Origin of the sequence: Novosphingobium meiothermophilum, assembly GCF_003171715.1 — a bacterium.
GTDB lineage: Bacteria > Pseudomonadota > Alphaproteobacteria > Sphingomonadales > Sphingomonadaceae > Novosphingobium > Novosphingobium meiothermophilum.
On sequence record NZ_QGHL01000008.1, the window covers coordinates 24,298 to 43,078 of the forward strand.

Consider the following 18,781-nt stretch of genomic DNA (forward strand, 5'->3'; position numbering starts at 1 on the left):
GAGACACTCAGAAGGCAATACGCAGGCTCACGCTTCCACCCGCACGCGCGTCCTCGCCCTGCCCGGCCATGACATGCCCCGAAAGGTTCAGCAGCACGCCCCGTCCCAGCGCAAAGTCGAGGTCAAGGCCAAGCCGCCCCCAATCGCGTTGCTGACCGGGCGCAACCGTTGCAAAGGCGCCGACACCGATAATTGTCCCCGCAAGCGCGGGCCGCGCCTCGCCAAAGCGGTGAACCCATTCACCTGCCGCGCGCAGGCGCGTCATCTTGCCCAGACGGAAGGCCGCCGCCGCCCCCAGCCGCGTCTCGTCAAGACGGGCACCGGTCTTGCCAAGCGTGAGCGGAAAGCCGCCACCGGTTTCGGTATAGCCGTCCATGCTGGCATCAAGGTGGGTATAGGCCAGATAGGGCGAAATGCCTGCCCCCTCGCCCAGCGACAGCGCATCCTGCCAGTCGATCCTTCCGCGCACCGCCCAGACGCGCGCCTTGGTGCGCCCGCGCGAATGGTCGATCGTGGCGGCATTGGCATAGGCGCGGTCGATGTTCACGCGCCAGTCGCCGTAATATCCCAGCACGCTCAGCACCACCGGGCCATTTGCGGGCTTCACGTCGATCTCGCCAACCATGTGCCAGCCGTCCATCACGGTGCGGCCGCCCAGCGCAAGATCAAGTTCGGTGCGATCCGCGCCGCCGCCGATGCCCACGCGCACCGTCTCGCCGAAATCGTGGCACAGGCCCAGCTCGGCGCTGTAGTTGCGCCGGTTGTTGCGGCTGCTGCCCGCGATGTCGCCGGTTGCCCAGGCGCAGGTTCTGCCATCCTGCGCAAAATCCGTCAGCGGGCGATGATGCGCCCCGAAAAGGGTGACGCTGGCGGCATTTATGACGTTCTGGAACGTCACCCCGCCGCTCTGCGAGACCGACTGGAGATAATCGAGCATGCCGATGAAGCCCCCGCCGCCGGTGGAACCGCCCCCGGCCGATCCATCAGTCGATCCGCCAGTCGATCCATCGGTCGTTCCCCCGCTTGATCCCCCATCCGTCGTTCCGCCGCCCGTGCTTCCGCCGCCGGTCGATCCGCCATCTGTCGTTCCGTCGCTGGCCGGGGCGACGATGCGCGCGATGAACTGCTGCGTGGTCCCGTTGATCTGGCCTTCGCCGATCACCACGCGGCCATCGTCGCTGACGGCCGTTGCTTCGGTGAAGGTGTTCGATCCCACGGCCACGCTGTTGGCGCTCAGCCAGTCGGCAATGGTCTGGATGCCGCTTGCCGTCCAGCGCACGGCAACCGTATCCTGAATGCTTGGCACCACGCTCGACGGGCGGGTGGAATAGCCCACGATCACGCTGCCATCGGCATTGACGCCCAGCGCGCGGCTCGACTGGCCGGAAGGCAGGAAGCCCAGCCCCGTCATGCCGCCCGCGCGGGTCCACTTGATGGCCTGACTGTTGTCGCCGTTGCCACCCTTGGAGAACCCGACGACCGTGGAACCATCTGCCGATACATCTGCGGCGAAGCTCGCCGGGAATGCCCCACCGGCATCGCCCGGCAAGACCCCAAGACCGACCATGCCGCCCTCGGCCGTCCAGACGAAGGCCTCGTTGGCCAGCCGGGTGCTGTTGGCCTCGCCCACGATCACGCTGCCATCGCGGCTGGTGCTGCGGGCGGAAGAGCTGGAGAAGTTCGCCGTGCCCTGAAGGTCTTGCGGCGCACCCTTGTCGGTCCACCGCACTGCCCGCAGACCTCCGCCAGTCGCCGCGCTGGCCCCCACGATCACCCGGCCATTGCCGGAAACAGCGTAGGCCACGCTGTTCTGCGTTGCCGCGGCGCTCGACAGATGGTCGAGCACCGTGAGCGTGGTGCCCTCCCAGACAACCGCGCTGCCACGGCTCGAAAAGGTGGCCGCCGACGAGCCGACGATGACGCTGCCATTGTCTGAAACGCCGCGCGCCAGGACATAGGCATCGCCGCTGACGCCCGGCAAAGCCTCGAACCCCGTGGCCGTGACGCGATAGGCGCGATAGGTCGTCGCATCCATGCGGACGGTGGCAGCGATGGTGTTGCCGTCGCCGGAAAGATCCTCGAAGCCCACCCCCAGAAGCTGCGCGGGTCTGCCTGCAATGGCCGCATCGCCGGTAATGCCGGCACTCTGCGCAAAGGCCGGAGCAGGCATGGACAGCACGGCGCATGGCGCGCTGAACAGCGCGATCCTGCCTGCCTCCAGAGCCAGTTGCTGAATGGCCGGACGGCGGATTTTCATGAGTTCGGACCCCCGATGTGGAAATGGTCCGCCTCGATTGCGCATCGCGCCGGGCACGCTCAAGTGACAAGGATTGCCATGTCTGGGCTAACGGCAATTGTCACCTTGTTCAGTATTGGGGTGCCTTCACGCAAGATTGCATCTTTACCGCAGGCGGTTCGATGCGGCAGGCAGGCATCGGGATCGACAGCCCGCTGGCGGCGGGCAAACGGGGGATCAAGCGTGATGAAGGTCGCTGGCGGGCGCCGGGCAGAATGGATGGCGCGCGCGCTGATGAAGGGCGCACCTGCCCTTGCCTTGTTGACGGGCATGTGCGGAGCGCCCCTTGCCGCCCAGAGCGCGGCGCAGCCTGCCGAAGAGACAGCGCAATCGCCTGAAGCGCTCATCGTCGCATCGCAAGCGGCAGAACGCGGCGGTGATCTGGCGGCCGCGCTTGACCGGCTCAGCGCTGCCATTTTGCTGATGAGGCCCGACGGCATGACGGCACCGGCCCTCGTCGCGGCGCTGGCGCGGCAAAGCACGCTTCTGTCCTATGCCGGGCGCTTTGACGAAGCACTGGCAGCAAGCCGCCGCGCTCACGAAATCGCCCTCGAACATGCGCCCGACAACCCCGATGTCGTGCACCGCGCCACCCTTGCCTATGCCGAGGAACTGGTCGACGTGCTGCGGCTGGGTCAGGCCGAGGCCGTGCTGCGCCATGCGCTTCAGGGCAAGGCCCGCGACGAGCAGGTGGCCGAGACGCTCTATGAACTGGCGCGCATCGTCTTCAAGCAGGAACAGCGCGAAGAGGCTGCCGCCCTGATCGGCAAGGCCGAAGCGCTGGCCGTCACCCTGCCCCAACCTGCCCATGCCGAACTGGCCGGGAACATCGCGCTTGAACAGGCCCGGCAGGCGTTCGAAAACAGCGCGCTCGATCTGGCTCTGCGCCATCTTGGGGCAGCAGACCAGCGCTTTGCCGCGGCCGGTCCATCAGCCCGTGTCTCGCGCGAGATCGTGCGGCAGGCGCGGCTTTCAGTCCTCATCAATGCCGGACGGTGGGCCGAGGCACGCGAACAGCTTGACGCCGGGCTTGAAGCCGCGCGCAAGCTGCCGGTGGAATCGCGGGTGCGGCAGAACAGCGAACTGGTCACGGCCTTGCTGCGCTCGTTCGATCCTGCCGATGCGGCGGCGGCAAAGGCGGCGGTCGATCCCGTGTTCGCTGCCATGCGCAGGCAGATGCACGCCGCTGATCGCACCCCGGCCGAGCGAGCCGACTATATCTCGCGCAATCGCGTCAACCTTTCGCGCTATGCCGCCATTGCGCTGCGCGCGGGCGACACGCAAAGCGCCTTCGCTGCGGCCCAGTATATGGCCTGGTCCGATGTTTCGGCCAGCGCGGCCAGCGTGGCGCGCCGCCTTGCCCTGCGCGATCCGGCCACTGCCGAACGTCTGGCCGAGGCAGAGCGCCTTGCCGAAGAGGCCGAAGCCCTGCGCACCGCGCGCAATCTGGCGAGCGAACACGAAAGCCCCGAAGCCGAGGCGCTGGCCGCACGACTGGCAAGGGCCGAAGCGGGTTTCCGCGCGATCTACGCCGCACTGGCAAGGGACGGCGCGCAGTCCGCACACCTGGGCGAACCAGAAGTGCGCACGCTGGCCGAAGCGCAGGCATCGCTTGCCCCGAACCGTGCGCTCCTGCTCATCATCCCCACCGACAACCGCCTCGTTTCGCTTGTCGTGCGCCGCGATGGCACCGCATGGGGCGAAGCCGATCTTTCGATCCCGGCCATGAAGCGCGCGGCCGCGCAAGTGCGGCTCAGCCTGACACCGGGGCCATCCCGGCCCGCCTTCGATCGCAAGGCCGCGCTTGTCCTGGGCAATGCCATTCTGCCCCCGGCAACGCTGACAGCACTTGCCGGGATCGAAGAGATCGAACTGCTCAGCGCCGGTCCCATCCTTTCGGTGCCGCCCGCGGTCCTGCTGCACGGGACCATGGACGATGCCCAGCTTGGCCGCCTGCCGCTTGGCAAACTGCCTTATCTGGTCCGCCGCTTCGCCTTCAGTTTCCGTCCCGCGATGATCGCGCCCGCATATCAGGCGCCGCGCAAGGGGGGCTTTGCCGGGATCGGTGCGCCGCTGCTTTCGGGCAATGCCGGAAAGGATGCTGCCCTGCGCGGCCTTTCAGCGCCCGCGCTTGATATTGCCGCCCTGCCGCCGCTGGCCGGGGCCGAAACGGAACTGCGCGAACTGGCCCGCACGCTCGGACGGGAACGCCAGCTCCTGCTTACCGGGGCGCAGGCCACCGAAGCCCGGCTCAAGACGGCCGATCTGGGCGGCTATCGCACGATGGTCTTTGCCACGCACGGGATCATGGCGGGTGCGTTTGCGGGCCTTGCCGAACCGGCGCTGGTGCTTACCCCCCAGCCCGGCAGCGGCGAGGATGCGCTGCTGACGGCATCGGAAATCGCTTCGCTGCGCATCGATGCCGAATGGGTGATCCTTTCCGCCTGCAACAGCGGCGCCGAACGCGAAGCCGGCTCGGCAACCTATTCCGGCCTTGCCCGCGCCTTTCTTCAGGCAGGCGCGGCCAATCTGCTTGTTTCGCTCTGGCCCGTGCGCGACGATGCCGCAAGCCGCCTGAGCATCGCCACGATCATGGCGCATGACCGCGGGCTGGGCCGTGCCGCGGCGCTGCGCAAGGCCATGCTCGGCATGATGGCGGATCGCCGGTTTCCCGATGGCGCCGACCCGTCGCTCTGGGGCGCCTTCTCGCTCGTCGAGCGTTGACGGCTCGGACCTGGCCAACTGCCGGAACGGCCAGCCCCGCCATGACGGCAATGGTGCGGACGGCGGGACTCGAACCCGCACGAGCAAGGCTCAAGGGATTTTAAGTCCCCGGCGTCTACCATTCCGCCACGTCCGCTTGCGCAAGCTGCGCCTGCCACAGGCCGGGGCCATCGCGCAAGCGGCACTGCCCAGCGATGCCAAACCTGCGAAGACCGGTTCAGCCCGGCTTTGCCGATCTTCGCTGGCTACGCTTCAATGGCTTGAGGCTGGGCAAAGGCTCAATCGGCGTTCAGCCGCTGACGCATTTCCTTGCCGGCCTTGAAATAGGGGACGCGCTTGCCTGGAACCTCGACCGTCTCGCCGGTGCGCGGGTTGCGCCCCTTGCGGGCATCGCGCTCGCGCGTGGAGAAGGCGCCGAAGCCGCGCAGTTCAACCCGGCCGCCTTCGGCCAGCCGCTTTGCGATCTCGTCGAAGAAAACGTCGACCACGCGCTCGATCTCCTCGCTGCGCAATCCGGGACTTTCCTTGGCGAGCGCCTGCAGCAGCTCCGATCTGATCATGCTTATCCCTCCGCCAGGTGTCCGGCCGGACACCCCCCAATTCTTACGCTGATCCCCGCGCCCGAACCCCCGTAAGGACGCGATTGATGATCCTGCCATGGTTATTGGATCATTACAATCGGTTGATAGGATAATTTGCCGCGAAATACCGTCCGGTTCGGGCGCTTGCACGCACCTCAGACAAGGTCAGCCGCCACCAGCCCAAGTCGGCGCATTCGCGCCGCGATCTGCGGCCACTCCTCCCGAAGGAAACGTTCACGCTCGCGCGCGCGAAGGGTTTCGGCCGCACCCGACACCACGAACATGCCGATGCCGCGCTGGACCGTTACCAGCCCTTCCTCCTGAAACTGCTGGTAGGCTTTGGCCACGGTGAGCGGATTGGCCCCGTGCTGCCGGGCAAGCGCCCGGACGGAGGGCAGCATGTCGCCTTCGGCATAGCGCCCATCAAGGATCGCGGCGCAGATCTCGTCGCGCAGACGCAGATAGACCGGGCGGGCGGGCTGAATCCTCGGCGCGTTCATGGTGTTTTGCTGCCATAATACAGCCTTCCGCACAATGGCATTCCTTCGTGCCGGAACCTGCACCTTTTGCCACGCTACAGATGTTCCGGTTCGCACCAGACTGGTAACGATTGAAAATAGTTTCTTGCCAAGCCCGCACAGCGCTTTAGAGCGCAGTAATCGAGGACGTCCGCGCGGGAGAGGCGCGGGCGCCAATCAACCCGCGCACCAAGACGAGAACGCTCGCCCGCATGGCTCAGGAAAATACGTCAGCCGCCCCCAACACCACCAACGCCAGTGGCCCGCTCCCTCAACAAGGGGCCGCCGGAGAATGGTTCGGTCATCCGCCGCAGCTCAAGCGCCTCTTCACCACCGAGATGTGGGAACGCTTCGGCTATTACGGAATGCGGGCGATCCTGACGCTCTATCTGGCCAAGCATTTCCTGTTCAACGACCGGACCAGCACCGGAATCTATGGCGGGTTTACCGCGCTGGTCTATCTGACCCCGCTGATCGGCGGGCTCGTGGCCGACCGCTATCTCGGCTCGAAGCGTTCGGTGAAGTTCGGCGCGGTCATGATGGCGATCGGCTATTTCATGCTGTGCTTCGGCGGCGAGGCGGCCAAGCCCTATGCCCTGATCGAAGGCCAGCGCTATGAAGTGACCGTCACCGAAACGGGCGGCAAGGAAGTGCGCTCGCTCGAAATGGCGGGGCAGAAGCTCGAAATCGTCGGCAACGAGGACAAGTCGGTCTCGCTGAAAGCCGCCGACGGCACAGAGGCCAAGCGCGTTGCGCCCGGCGGTTTCCAGTCTGATGGCGAGCGTTCCGAACTGCACATCGCCATCCTGCTGATCGGCCTTTCGCTCGTCACCATCGGCAACGGCTTCTTCAAGCCCAACATCTCCACCATCGTCGGCACGCTCTATGCCGATGGCGACCGGAGGCGTGATGCAGGCTTCACCATCTTCTACATGGGCATCAACCTCGGCTCGCTGATCTCGCAGTTCTTCTGCCCGATCCTGGCCGAAAGCGTGGGCTGGTGGGCAGGTTTCGGCCTTGCCGCGCTGGGCATGACATTTTCGTGGCTGCTGTTCCAGTTCGATGGCGGGCGCCTCGATGGCTATGGCGAGCGACCAGCCGGGGCCGATCCGCGCAAGGACTGGCTGATCTACGGCGCAGCAATGGTGTGCATTCCGCTGTTCTTCTTCCTGTTCACCAACCTCATGGCCTATGTGCCGCCGCAGGCGGGCGAAGGTCTGATCGGCTACTTCCTCGGCCTGCCGATCATGGGCAAGATGATGTTCGGCACCTTCCTGGTGGCGGTGCCTGCCATCCTCGTCTGGGCCTTTGCCGCAGGCAGCCGGGTGGAGTTCCAGATGATGCTGGCGGCCATGGTGCTGATCGTGTTCAACACCGTGTTCTGGACCCTGTTCGAACAGGCCGGCTCCTCGCTCACGCTCTTTGCCGAACGCAACACCGTGCTCGAAGTGGGCTGGACGCGGCCGCTCTTCGCCTTGTTCCGCAGCGCGCCCGCGAGCTATTACCTGTTCTTCGCGGTGCTGCTGGGCGGTCTTGGCTGGCTGCTCACCCGCTTTTTCGGCAATGGCGAAACGGCCGAGACGAAGCGGCGCATGGGCCTTGCCTTCGGTATCGTCATGGCGGCAGGCTTTGGCGGCATGGTCTATGCCCGCAGCCAGGGCTTCGGCAACGATGAGGTCTATGTCATGCCCGCCGGGCAGACGCAGATCTTCAACGCGCTGTTCATCGTCACGCTGGCCCCGCTGTTCAGCCTGATGTGGAATGCCATGGCCCGGCGCGGGATCGAACCATCGATCCCGGTCAAGTTCGCCATCGCGCTCATGGGCGTGGGCGGCGGCTTCCTGCTGCTGGTCTGGGGGGCGCAGTTCGCAGATGCGCAGTTCAAGGTCGGTCTGGTCTGGCTGGCGGGGCTCTATCTGGTTCATTCGATGGCAGAGCTGTGCATTTCGCCGGTGGGCCTCTCGATGATTACCAAGCTTTCGATGGCGCGCATCGTGGGGATGATGATGGGTGTCTGGTTCCTCTCCATCGCCGTGGCGCAATATGTTGCCGGGATGGTCGCCCAGGTCGCCAGCGTCGAGACGGTGGGCGGTCAGGTCACCAACCTCAAGGTCAGCCTTGAAACCTATGTCGGCGTGTTCAGCACCATCGGCTGGATTTCGGTCGGCATCGGCGCTGTGCTGCTGCTCATAGCGATCCCGCTGAAAAGGCTTATGCACGGCGTTGAGTGAGGGTTCGAAACTTTCGGAACGGAGAGAATTGGTCCTTGGGGAAAGTTGCCGGGCGCCTCACTTTCGTTTAGCGGAAGGAACCAAACAAACCCCGCTTTGAACGGGCACGTCGCAGAGAATAGAACGATGGACTACGCGCTGATCCACCTTCTGGTGGCCACAACCATTTTTGTTGTCAGCCACTTTGCCATGTCTGGCCCGCTGCGGCGCAGTCTGGCCTCGGCCATGGGGGCGCAGGGCTTTCTCATATTCTACTCCGCCGTTTCGCTCGGCACGTTCGTCTGGGCCATGGTTGCGTTTGATCGTTCGGCCAGCGGCCTTGCGCTGTGGGATGGGACCGCGCTTGTCCCGTGGATCCTCGCCAGCGTGCTGACGATCGTTGCCATGGCGCTGCTCTTCCCCTCGTTCGTGCGCAATCCGGCCCTGCCGGGGCAGAACAACGCCGGTCTTGGGACCGTCATCCCGATGGGGGTCTATTCGATCACGCGCCATCCGATGATGTGGGGCATCGCGCTCTGGGCGCTGGGCCACATCATTGCCGCACCCACATTCCGGGTCATCATCTTCATGACCGGGATGATCGTGCTGGCGCTGGTCGGATCACACCTGCAAGACAAGCGCAAGCTGGCGGGCAACAGCCGCGAGTTCGCCCCCTGGCAGCGCCGCACCAGCTTCTGGCCGCGGTGGAACCGGCTCGGCGCGCTGCGCGAAATCTGGCTGCTGGCGCTGGTGGCGTGGTTCCTCATCACCTGGGCGCACTATCACTTCTTCGGCATCCCCGCCGGGTTGTGGATGTGGATCGGCTGAAAGCGAGCCGCCCGATCAGCGAACGAAAAAGGCCGCCGGATATGCTCCGGCGGCCTTTTTCCTGCCTGCACCGCCTGACGCGCAGGTTCAGGCCCGCGCTTCGCTGACCCCGGCAGAGTTGTGACGCAGCGCCTTTAGCACGGTATCAACGATGTGCGGCGCGTTGAGACCTGCCGCATCATACTGCCGCTCAGGCGTATCGTGGTCCTGAAACACGTCGGGCAGGCGCATCGTGCGAATCTTCAGACCGCCATCGGTCAGGCCCTCGTCGCTCGCCATCGTCAGCACATGCGCGCCCAGCCCGCCGATCGATCCTTCCTCGATCGTGACGACCACTTCATGGGTGGTCATCAACTGGCGGATCAGCGCCTCGTCGAGCGGCTTGGCAAAGCGCAGGTCCGCCACGGTCGTGGACAGACCCTTGGCTTCAAGCTGGTCCGCAGCCTTGAGCGCTTCGGCCAGCCGGGTGCCCAGCGAAAGCAGCGCCACCTTGCTGCCCGCACGCACGATGCGGCCCTTGCCGATCTCCAGACGCTCCGGCTCTTCAGGCAGAGGCACCCCGGTGCCGTTGCCGCGCGGATAGCGGAAGGCAATGGGGCCGCTGTCGTGGCAGGCGGCGGTATAGGTCATGTGAACCAGTTCGGCTTCGTCGGCCGCCGCCATGACCACCATGTTCGGCAGGGTTGCCAGATAAGTGATGTCGAACGAACCGGCATGGGTTGCGCCATCGGCGCCCACCAGCCCCGCGCGGTCAATCGCGAAACGCACGGGCAGGTTCTGGATCGCCACGTCATGCACCACCTGATCGAAGGCGCGTTGCAGGAAGGTGGAATAGATTGCGCAGAACGGGCGCATGCCTTCGGCGGCGAGGCCGGCGGCGAATGTCACCGCGTGCTGTTCGGCAATGCCAACATCGAAAGTGCGCGCGGGATGGGCCTTGGCAAACTTGTCCACGCCGGTTCCGCTCGGCATCGCTGCGGTAATCGCGCAGATCTTCGGGTCGCTCTCGGCCAGCTTGGCCAGCGTTTCGCCGAAGACGTTCTGATAGGCAGGGGCCGAAGCCTTGGCCTTGACCTGTTCGCCCGTGACGACATCGAACTTCTGCACGCCGTGATACTTGTCGGCGGCCTGTTCGGCAGGGGCATAGCCCTTGCCCTTCTGCGTCACCACGTGGACGAGGCACGGCCCTTCGGCAGCATCGCGCACGTTCTCCAGCACCGGGATGAGCTGGTCGAGATTGTGCCCGTCAAGCGGCCCCACATAGTAGAAGCCCAGTTCCTCGAACAGGGTGCCGCCCATGGCCATTCCGCGCGCGAACTCGTCGGTCTTGCGGGCGGCCTGATGCAGCGGGCGCGGCAAATGGCGTGAAAGCTTGCGGGCAATTTCCCGCAGGCCAAGGAACTGACGCGACGAAACAAGGCGAGCGAGATAGGCCGAAAGCCCGCCCACTGGCGGCGCGATCGACATGTCGTTGTCGTTAAGGATCACGACGAGCCGGTTGCCCGCCTCGCCCGCATTGTTCATCGCCTCGTAGGCCATGCCCGCGCTCATCGCGCCATCGCCGATCACCGCGATGCCGCGCCCCGGCTTGTCCTGCATCTTGTTGGCAAGGGCAAAACCCAGCGCCGCCGAGATCGACGTGCTGGAATGCGCGGTGCCGAAAGGATCGTATTCGCTTTCGCTGCGCTTGGTGAAGCCCGAAAGCCCGCCGCCCTGCCGCAGCGTGCGGATACGGTCGCGCCGCCCGGTTATGATCTTGTGCGGATAGGCCTGATGGCCCACGTCCCACACCAGCCGGTCTTCGGGCGTGTTGAAAACATAGTGGATCGCCACGGTCAGTTCGACCACGCCCAGCCCCGAACCGAGATGCCCGCCCGTGGTGCCTACGGCGGAAATCATTTCGGCGCGCAGCTCGTCGGAAAGCTGGCGAAGCTGCGAAGGCGCAAGCTTGCGAAGATCGTCTGGGGTCTTGACCGTGTCTAGCAGCGGCGTTGCCGGTTCTGAACTCATCCCACTGCCCTTACACCGATGAAATGACACTGTCGAACCTGTTCATGCAGCGCCGCGCCCCGCGCCTGCACCCTGCCCCATCGGACGGGGGCCGAAACGCTGCATCAGCAGCGCCGAGATCACCAGCAGCACCGCCGCCAGCACGAAGGCATATCCCGGCGCCGCCAGATCGCCGGTGCGCGCCATGTAGCGGGTCAGCAGCACGGGGGTCAGCCCGAAGGTAATCGCCACAACCACGCCGTAGCCGATGCCCACCAGCCCGGCCCGGTGGCGCTTTGGCGTGATCTCGACAAAGGCGGCATAGGCCACCGCCGCCGATACCGTGGCAAGCAGCAGCAGCAGGGCCGCGGCCAGGGCAAGCTGGCCCGGCGCGGCGCCTGCGGCAATGCCCCAGCGGAACAGCGGCAGCGAAACCGCCGCCGCCAGCAGCGCCACGGCAAGGTTCACCCGCTGCCGCCCGATCCGGTCGCCCAGCCATCCGCCCGCCAGCAACCCCACGATCTGGGTTGCCGCCGCCGCCATCTGCAACAGGTAGCTGTTGGTAACGGGCAGCTTGAGAAAGGTGACGGCATAGACAAACAGGAAATCGCCGGTCGCGCCTGCCAGAAGGAACCCGAACACCCCCAGCATGGCGGCCACATAGGCCCGCAGATCCAGTTCGCGCACCACATGCGCACCCTGTTCCGGCAGGTGCAGGGTCTCGCCCAGTCTGCGCCGCAGGATAAATGCCAGCGGAACGATGGCCGCGCCCAGCGCAAAGGCAATGCGCCAGCCATAGGCATCAAGCTGCGCCGGGGTCAGCAGACTGGCCAGCACCAGCCCCACCATGCCGCTGGCCAGCACGCCGATGCGCATGGCCACCAGTTGCAGCGCGATCAGCAGGCCGCGCCGTTCAGGCGGTGCGCTTTCGGCAAGGAAAGCAGTTGTCGGCCCCACGTCACCGCCCGCAGCCAGCCCTTGCAGCAGGCGGAACGCCACCACCAGAACCGGCGCCCAGATGCCGATGGCCGCATGGCCGGGTGTCAGCGCCAGCCCCAGCGCACTCACTCCCATCAGCGCAAAGGTTGCCAGCATGGTCGGCCGCCGCCCGATCCGGTCACCCAGCAGTCCGAACAGGATCGCGCCCAGCGGCCTTGCGCCAAATCCCGCGCCTGCGGTCATCAAGGTCAGCAGCAAGGCGGTATGCGCGCCGTCTGCGGGAAACATCACCCGCGAAAGATTCACCGCAAAGAAGCTGAAGCTCAGGAAATCGTAGAACTCCAGCGCATTGCCGGAAATCACCGCGACAAACTGCTTGCGCGTCGGCATCTGGTGCGGCGCGTGGCTCTGATCGTGCAAGCTGCCCTCCCCCATAGGCAGGTTTCCGGCCCGACGGGCAAGATACCGGCCGTGCGCCCCGATTGCCTAGTCGCCTGCCGCGCAATCCGCGCAGTGGCCGCGGATTTCCACCACCGGCCGGACTTCGGCAAAGCCTGCCGCCTGCGCCGCCAGGCGCAAGGCCCCCGTCAGGGCATCGTCATCGCTGTGCACGGCCTTGCCGCACAAGTCGCAGATAAGGAAAATGCAGTCATGGCGGCAGCCGGGATGGCTGTTGGCGACATAGGCATTGGCGCTTTCCACCCGGCGGGCCAGATTGCTCCGCACGAACAGGTCAAGGATGCGATAGACCGAATTGGCCGCCACGCGCTTGCCGCGCCGCGCGCCCACCGCTTCGGCGATGTCATAGGCAGAGGCCGGACGTTCGCGCCCGGCAAGCGCCTCGAACACGTCGGCGCGCATCTCGGTCCATTGTTCGCCCGATGCCACCAGCGCCTCGCGCGCGGCGGCGATCAACCGTTCGCCTGCAAAATCGTGATGGTTGTGGCCGGACATTGCCACCTGATAGGCAGATCGGGCGCATTGCGCAAATCAGTTGCGCGTGAAGTCCGGTTTGTAGAGATCGGGAAACAGCGCCTTCAACGCGCGCAGCTTGGGCACGTCCCAGCGCTTGATATAGCCGTGATCGGGGTTCCGGTCGGCAAAGTCCTGATGATAGGCCTCGGCCGGGTAGAACGCCCGGTAAGGCTCCACCCCGGTCACGATCGGCTTCTTCCACAGGTCCAGCCGCCGCAACTGCGCCAGATAGCCTGCCGCGACGCGCTTCTGCTCCACTCCAAGCGGCACCAGCGCATTGCGGTATTGCGGGCCCTTGTCCGGTCCCTGATAGTTGAGCTGGGTGGGGTTTGCGCCAACCGCGAAGAACACGCGCAGCAACTGGTCATAGCGGATCACCGCCGGGTCATAGGTGACGCGCACCGCCTCGGCATGGCCGGTGCGCCCGGTTCCGACCACATCATAGATGGCGTCCCGCTTCTCGCCGCCGTGATAGCCTGAAACAACGCTGGTCACGCCCTTCAGATGGCTGAACACCGCCTCGATGCCCCAGAAGCATCCGCCCGCGAAGATCGCCTGCTTGCGGCCGGGTGCCTCGCGCGCCTCGACTGCGGCGGGCGGCGTTGCCATTGCGCCTTCGGGAAGGCTTTCCTTTGCCTGTGGTGCCTGCGGCGCAAAGATGATCCCGATTCCCGCCGCCAGAATTGCGTGCAGGCCGGGGCGGGGCATGTCAGTCCGCGACAGTGTGCGTCAGCGTGGTTTCCGCGTCCGGCGTTGCCAGCGCGGTTGTCCCGGCCGTCACCGCCATGACAGCGGCGCCCAGTAGGAAGCCCAGGGCCAGTGAACGGAACAGATCAGGCTTGAACAGGCCCATCGGATAGCTTTCACCACTTGTCGATGTTCCGGCCCATGCCGAAAAACACCTTAACACGCGGTGACGCCCTGCACAGGCTTTCGCGCGCCACACGGGCAATTCTGCCAACCGTTCCCTAGCTGCGACAAAAGGATGGCGGCACCGGTCTGTCAGGTGCGCAGTTCAACCCAGACCGGCGCGTGGTCGCTGGCCTTTTCGCGCCCGCGATAGGCCTTGTCCACGCCTGCGGCCACCAGGCGGTCGGCCAGTTCGGGCGAAAGCAGCGCATGGTCGATGCGAAAACCATGGTCGCGCTGCCATGCACCCGCCTGATAGTCCCAGAAGGTCCAGATCCCGCCCTGCGGATGGTGCAGGTCGATCGCATCGGTCCAGCCATCGTTGATGAGGCGCCGGTAGGCATCGCGCGATTCGGGCTGCATGAGCGCGTCGTCGGCCATGGCCTTCACCGAAAAAGTGTCCTTGTCTTCAGGAATGACGTTGTAATCGCCGATCACCAGCGCGGGCACTTCCTCGGCGGAAATCTGGCGCATCCGCGCACGCAGCCGCTCCATCCAGCGCAGCTTGTAATCGAACTTGGGTCCGGGCTGCGGGTTGCCGTTGGGCAGGTAGATGCACACCACGCGCAAGCCCTTCACATCGGCTTCGAGATAGCGCGAATGCTCGTCTTCAGGCTCTCCGGCAAGGCCACGCTGCACTTCGACGGGGGTTTCCCCGTCGGCGAGGATGGCAACGCCGTTGAAACCCTTCTGGCCATGCCAGATCGCCTGATAGCCGATCTTCTCGAACTCGGCGGCGGGAAAGCCTTCGTCCTGGGTCTTGATTTCCTGAAGGCAGGCCACCGCAGGCCGGGTTTCCTCAAGCCACTCCAGCAGCCGCGGCAGGCGGGCCTTGATCCCGTTGATGTTGAAGCTGGCAACCTTGATCGTCATTTGTCCGGCATTTCCGCAGTGGCAGGACCGCCTATGGCAGCAGCCGCAACGCCAGACCAGCCATCAGATGGCAAAGGAGGCGCCGCAGCCGCAGCCGGATGCCGCCTGCGGATTGGTGACCCGGAAGGCCGCACCGCCCAGCGATTCGACATATTCCACCACACTGCCTTCCAGGAGGCCAAGGCTCACTTCGTCCACAACCAGCCGCACCCCGTCGGTCTCGGCAATCGTGTCGCCCTCTTCAGGCGCATCGGCCAGCCCGAACTTGTACTGGAAGCCCGAACAGCCTCCGCCCTCGACCGAAAGACGCAGGATCGCAGGCTTTCCCTGCCTTGCCGCGATCGCGGCGACGCGTGCGGCGGCACTGGGAGCAAGCGAGACAGGTGAAGTGAGGGCGGTGTCGGTCATCGGCGCAAAGATAGGCGCGAAGGGCCGAAACCTCAATGTCCCAACCTGCACGGTGCCTTTCAGCGGTTGCGTTCGGTCTCCAGACGGTCTTCGATGCTCTCGTCATGGCCGGTTCCGCTCGACAGGAACATCAGCCCCATGAGCGCGGCCATCAGCATGATCGTAAGCCACACACCCAGCGCGCTGGCAATGTAGAGGTGGATCGAGACAAAGCCGATCAGCGCATGGAGCACGGCCAGAACCACCGCCACCACGGCCGTGCTGAACCATGCCATGCCCTTCATGATGAGGCGATAGCGCGCCCAGGCGAAGGCGGCATTGTGCGGATCATCGAGCGGTGAACGGCCGTGCATGATCGAATCCCTGCATGATCGAATCCCTTGCCCGCCATGAAACGGGCCGGAACCCAATGGGGACCGGCATCCGCTTTGACAACCGGCCACAAACTGGCATGATCCCTAGTGGAGATCAGGCGGCCCGAAAAGACGCCCGAAGGCGCAAGGTCCGCATTCCACCAGAGGAGGATGCCATGACGATTGCGCAAGTCATTGCCGGACGCGGCGAAGTGTGGAGCGTCCACGCCGACGCACAGGTTTCCGAGGCGATAGACATGCTGGCCCGCCATCGCATCGGCGCGCTTCCGGTGGAAGATGGCAGCAGCGCGGTGGCCGGGATCTTCTCCGAACGCGACATGATCCGTTCGCTACACAGGCACGGCGAAGCGGCCCTGCACATGAAGGTGCGCGACATGATGACTGCGCCGGTCGTCACCGTGTCCCCGCAGACCTCGGTGATGGAAGCCCTTGCGCTGATGACGCAGCGCCGCTTCCGCCACCTGCCCGTGGTGGAAGGCGGCCAGATGGTCGCCTTCGTCTCGATCGGCGATCTGGTGAAGCACCGGCTCGACAGGATCGAGGCCGAAGCCCACGCGATGCGTGTCTACATCCAGCAGGCCTGATCGCTTCAGGCCTATTTCCCGGTTGCAGGGGTGGCGGAGGCTTCATCGGCAACGCCATTCTCGCAGATCAGCTTGCCCGATCCCATGGCGCTGATCTTGCAGGTGGCGCGGCCGAACACGCGCACTTCGCCCGATCCCATGATGTTGGCCTTGACCGTGCCGTTCGAAGCAAAACGCGAGCGGCCCGAACCGGCCACATCCACTTTCGCTTCATCCACGTTCAGTCCGTCCATTTCCGCATCGCCGCTGCCGGCCACGGTCATGTCCAGCGTCCTGGCCTTGCCCGCCGCGCGCAGCGTGCCCGATCCGACCACATCGACGCCAAGCTTTCCGGCATCGATCGCGCGCGCTTCGACGAGGCCGGTTCCGGCAATAACGATCTTCGCTTCCTCGCCGCGCAGCTCATCGGCAATGATCTCGCCCGATCCGGCCAGGACCAGATCCTTCAGCATGGGCAGCGTGACCGTGATCGTCGCCGGACGCGCCTCCTGGCCGATCTTCCAGCCCTCGCGGGCAATGCCAAGCTGCCCTTTGCCCAGCGCGAAGCGCAGGCGGTCGGCACCCTCGCCCTCGACGCTGATCGCAAGACTGTCGCCGCGAACCACGCGCACGTTGTCTGGCCCAAGCAGGGCAATCGCGGTTGGCGCGGGGCCGCTCTGGTCGAGCTTGTCCAGCGGCACACCCTTTTCGCCATTGAAGGAAACCGAGCCTGAATCGCAGGCGGCAAGCGTCGCCGTCAGCCCCAGGGCGGCAACGGTGGTGACGGCACGGACGACATTCCGGAACATGGTGTGCTTTCTCCCCGCAATCCTTGGTGTGTTATCCAGATAACACGCGACGATGATTCGGGCCATGTCGCCAGTCGATTGTCATGATGCGCCTGTCGGACGTCCCAACCAGCCTGTTGTCGGTCGTCCGGGGCACAAAAAAGGCCCCCGGTTTCCCGGAGGCCCCTTTGCGGCGCCAGAGCCGAAACCGCCCGATCAGGCGGTTTCGTAATACTTGGGCGCGTGTTCGTTGAGGATTGCCAGGATCTTCTTGAGCGCGGTCGGCTCGTCGGTCTTTTCCATCGCCGCCAGCTCGCGGGCAAGGCGCGAGGATGCCGCTTCGAAAATCTGGCGTTCGGAATAGGACTGTTCGGGCTGGTCGTCGGCGCGGAACAGGTCGCGGGTCACCTCCGCGATCGAGACCAGATCGCCCGAATTGATCTTCGCTTCGTATTCCTGCGCGCGGCGCGACCACATGGTGCGCTTCACCTTGGGCTTGCCCTTGAGGGTGTCGAGTGCCTCGCGCAGCGTCTTGTCCGAAGACAGCTTGCGCATGCCGATGGCTTCAACCTTGTTGACCGGAACGCGCAGCGTCATGCGCTCCTTTTCGAAGCGCAGCACATAGAGCTGCAACTTCATGCCGGCAATTTCTTCGTCCTGAAGTTCGACCACCCGGCCGACACCATGCTTCGGATAAACGACGTAGTCCCCAACATCGAAGGCAAGAGCCTTGGCTGCCATTGGTAATCCTTTCGACGCAGGCAGGACGGGCGACAAGGAAGGGCAAGACCTTGGGGGAAATGCATGGGGCAAACGCCATGGCAATCGCGCGCCATGAGGTCGGTCATGCAGGGCTTGCGATCCGATTGCCTGTTTTGTCCTGCCGTTTTCGTGGTGAAAAGACGCCGGACAGGCGAAAGCCCACCGGCGCTTGGCCGATCATATAGCAGTTCAGCAACAAAATTGCCACCCCTGATCGCGCGGCAGCGCAGCATGAGGCGGCACATGCCTCCGGACCGGATGCATCAGGCGCGCCGTGGCAGCGAAGGCGGCATTGCCCGGCGCCATTGCGGAGCGCCCCGGCGGAGGTCAGGAAAAGCGGGGCGAATCAGTCGCCTTCACCAGGTTCTGCCGAGAAATACTTCTCGAACTTGCCCTCTTCGCCCTTGTGCTCGTCGGCATCGGCGGGCGGGTCCTTCTTGGCAGTGATATTGGGCCATTCCGCCGAATACTTGGCATTCAGCTCAAGCCACTGCTCCAGACCGGATTCGGTATCGGGGAGAATCGCCTCTGCCGGGCACTCCGGCTCGCAGACGCCGCAGTCGATGCATTCGCTGGGGTTGATCACCAGCATGTTCTCGCCCTCGTAGAAGCAGTCAACGGGGCAGACCTCGACGCAATCCATGAACTTGCAGCGGATGCAGGCGTCGGTGACAACATACGTCATGGCGAATTGATCCCTCAGGTGTCTGTTTGAGGCCGTGCTAGAGGCACTTGGGCGGGAAGGTCAAGCGCATCATCACTGGTCGGGTCGAGCACACGGTAGCAGGCTTGCGCTTCCAGCGCCGGTCCGCGCCGTGCCGGGATCGCCAGCACCTCGATTACCGTCACCCGGCTGCGCATCGGCAGGACCAGGACGTCGCCCGTCTTCACGCCTGCGCTGCACCGCTCGATCCGCCTGCCATTGATGCGGATATGGCCCGCGCCCACCCAGTCCTGCGCCAGACCGCGGCTGCCGGCAAAGCGCGTGAACCAAAGGAACTTGTCGATCCGCAAAGGCCGTCTTCCTCCTCTACCGCCAGACCC

The 18,781-nt window shown here is 65.1% G+C and carries 19 protein-coding genes and 1 tRNA gene; 4 read left to right on the forward strand and 16 right to left on the reverse strand.

Annotated features, from left to right (window positions below):
* Window positions 1-7: 7 nt before the first annotated feature.
* Window positions 8-2,257 carry an autotransporter domain-containing protein gene (locus DKM43_RS08635; protein ID WP_109798111.1) on the reverse strand — a complete coding sequence of 750 codons (2,250 nt, stop codon included), beginning with the start codon at window positions 2,255-2,257 and terminating at the stop codon, window positions 8-10.
* A gap of 225 nt (window positions 2,258-2,482) precedes the next feature.
* On the opposite strand from DKM43_RS08635, the gene DKM43_RS08640 reads away from it, so the two are divergent.
* The gene (locus DKM43_RS08640) at window positions 2,483-5,020 is read left to right on the forward strand and encodes a CHAT domain-containing protein (RefSeq protein ID WP_236632509.1); all 2,538 of its coding nucleotides are present in this window, start codon (window positions 2,483-2,485) and stop codon (window positions 5,018-5,020) included.
* Window positions 5,021-5,071: 51 nt separating this feature from the next.
* Here the strand turns inward: DKM43_RS08640 and DKM43_RS08645 are convergent.
* From DKM43_RS08645 to DKM43_RS08655, 3 genes are all read right to left on the reverse strand, one after another.
* Window positions 5,072-5,156: transfer RNA gene (locus DKM43_RS08645), tRNA-Leu, on the reverse strand.
* 142 nt (window positions 5,157-5,298) lie between these two features.
* Window positions 5,299-5,580 (reverse strand): integration host factor subunit beta, encoded by a 282-nt coding sequence (locus DKM43_RS08650; protein WP_109798113.1) that lies wholly within the window; start codon window positions 5,578-5,580, stop codon window positions 5,299-5,301.
* 176 nt (window positions 5,581-5,756) lie between these two features.
* Window positions 5,757-6,101 carry a GntR family transcriptional regulator gene (locus DKM43_RS08655; RefSeq protein ID WP_109798114.1) on the reverse strand — a complete coding sequence of 115 codons (345 nt, stop codon included), beginning with the start codon at window positions 6,099-6,101 and terminating at the stop codon, window positions 5,757-5,759.
* A 230-nt stretch (window positions 6,102-6,331) separates the two neighbouring features.
* Here DKM43_RS08655 and DKM43_RS08660 point away from each other — a divergent pair, with 230 nt between their 5' ends.
* Together DKM43_RS08660 and DKM43_RS08665 are read left to right on the forward strand one after the other, a co-directional pair.
* Window positions 6,332-8,350, forward strand: coding sequence for a peptide MFS transporter (locus DKM43_RS08660; protein ID WP_109798115.1), 2,019 nt, complete (start codon window positions 6,332-6,334; stop codon window positions 8,348-8,350).
* Between the two features lie 126 nt (window positions 8,351-8,476).
* Complete coding sequence (locus DKM43_RS08665) at window positions 8,477-9,157, forward strand: NnrU family protein (protein WP_109798116.1); 681 nt, start codon at window positions 8,477-8,479, stop codon at window positions 9,155-9,157.
* Window positions 9,158-9,244: 87 nt separating this feature from the next.
* Here DKM43_RS08665 and dxs read toward each other — a convergent pair whose 3' ends face one another.
* From dxs to DKM43_RS08700, 8 genes are all read right to left on the reverse strand, one after another.
* Window positions 9,245-11,167, reverse strand: coding sequence for a 1-deoxy-D-xylulose-5-phosphate synthase (gene dxs / locus DKM43_RS08670; RefSeq protein ID WP_109798117.1), 1,923 nt, complete (start codon window positions 11,165-11,167; stop codon window positions 9,245-9,247).
* Window positions 11,168-11,209: 42 nt separating this feature from the next.
* Window positions 11,210-12,475 carry an MFS transporter gene (locus DKM43_RS08675; protein ID WP_161554059.1) on the reverse strand — a complete coding sequence of 422 codons (1,266 nt, stop codon included), beginning with the start codon at window positions 12,473-12,475 and terminating at the stop codon, window positions 11,210-11,212.
* 96 nt (window positions 12,476-12,571) lie between these two features.
* Window positions 12,572-13,039, reverse strand: coding sequence for a Fur family transcriptional regulator (locus DKM43_RS08680; protein WP_109798119.1), 468 nt, complete (start codon window positions 13,037-13,039; stop codon window positions 12,572-12,574).
* A gap of 36 nt (window positions 13,040-13,075) precedes the next feature.
* Entirely contained in the window at window positions 13,076-13,768 is a 693-nt protein-coding gene (gene msrA, locus DKM43_RS08685) for a peptide-methionine (S)-S-oxide reductase MsrA (protein WP_109798120.1), read from the reverse strand.
* Between the two features lies 1 nt (window position 13,769).
* A complete protein-coding gene (locus DKM43_RS16360; protein WP_161554060.1) occupies window positions 13,770-13,913 on the reverse strand; it encodes a hypothetical protein in 144 nt (47 codons plus the stop codon).
* A 149-nt stretch (window positions 13,914-14,062) separates the two neighbouring features.
* Window positions 14,063-14,842, reverse strand: coding sequence for an exodeoxyribonuclease III (gene xth, locus DKM43_RS08690; protein ID WP_109798121.1), 780 nt, complete (start codon window positions 14,840-14,842; stop codon window positions 14,063-14,065).
* 63 nt (window positions 14,843-14,905) lie between these two features.
* Complete coding sequence (locus DKM43_RS08695; protein ID WP_109798122.1) at window positions 14,906-15,250, reverse strand: HesB/IscA family protein; 345 nt, start codon at window positions 15,248-15,250, stop codon at window positions 14,906-14,908.
* A 59-nt stretch (window positions 15,251-15,309) separates the two neighbouring features.
* Entirely contained in the window at window positions 15,310-15,603 is a 294-nt protein-coding gene (locus DKM43_RS08700) for a hypothetical protein (protein ID WP_109798123.1), read from the reverse strand.
* Window positions 15,604-15,779: 176 nt separating this feature from the next.
* Between DKM43_RS08700 and DKM43_RS08705 the strand changes: the two genes are divergently transcribed.
* The gene (locus DKM43_RS08705) at window positions 15,780-16,208 is read left to right on the forward strand and encodes a CBS domain-containing protein (RefSeq protein WP_109798124.1); all 429 of its coding nucleotides are present in this window, start codon (window positions 15,780-15,782) and stop codon (window positions 16,206-16,208) included.
* An 11-nt stretch (window positions 16,209-16,219) separates the two neighbouring features.
* Here the strand turns inward: DKM43_RS08705 and DKM43_RS08710 are convergent, their stop codons facing one another.
* From DKM43_RS08710 to DKM43_RS08725, 4 genes are all read right to left on the reverse strand, one after another.
* Window positions 16,220-16,996, reverse strand: coding sequence for a head GIN domain-containing protein (locus DKM43_RS08710; protein WP_109798125.1), 777 nt, complete (start codon window positions 16,994-16,996; stop codon window positions 16,220-16,222).
* 195 nt (window positions 16,997-17,191) lie between these two features.
* Window positions 17,192-17,716, reverse strand: coding sequence for a CarD family transcriptional regulator (locus DKM43_RS08715; protein WP_109798126.1), 525 nt, complete (start codon window positions 17,714-17,716; stop codon window positions 17,192-17,194).
* 367 nt (window positions 17,717-18,083) lie between these two features.
* Entirely contained in the window at window positions 18,084-18,422 is a 339-nt protein-coding gene (gene fdxA / locus DKM43_RS08720; RefSeq protein ID WP_109798127.1) for a ferredoxin FdxA, read from the reverse strand.
* A gap of 14 nt (window positions 18,423-18,436) precedes the next feature.
* Window positions 18,437-18,751, reverse strand: coding sequence for an RNA-binding S4 domain-containing protein (locus tag DKM43_RS08725; RefSeq protein ID WP_109798128.1), 315 nt, complete (start codon window positions 18,749-18,751; stop codon window positions 18,437-18,439).
* Between the last annotated feature and the right edge of the window lie 30 nt (window positions 18,752-18,781).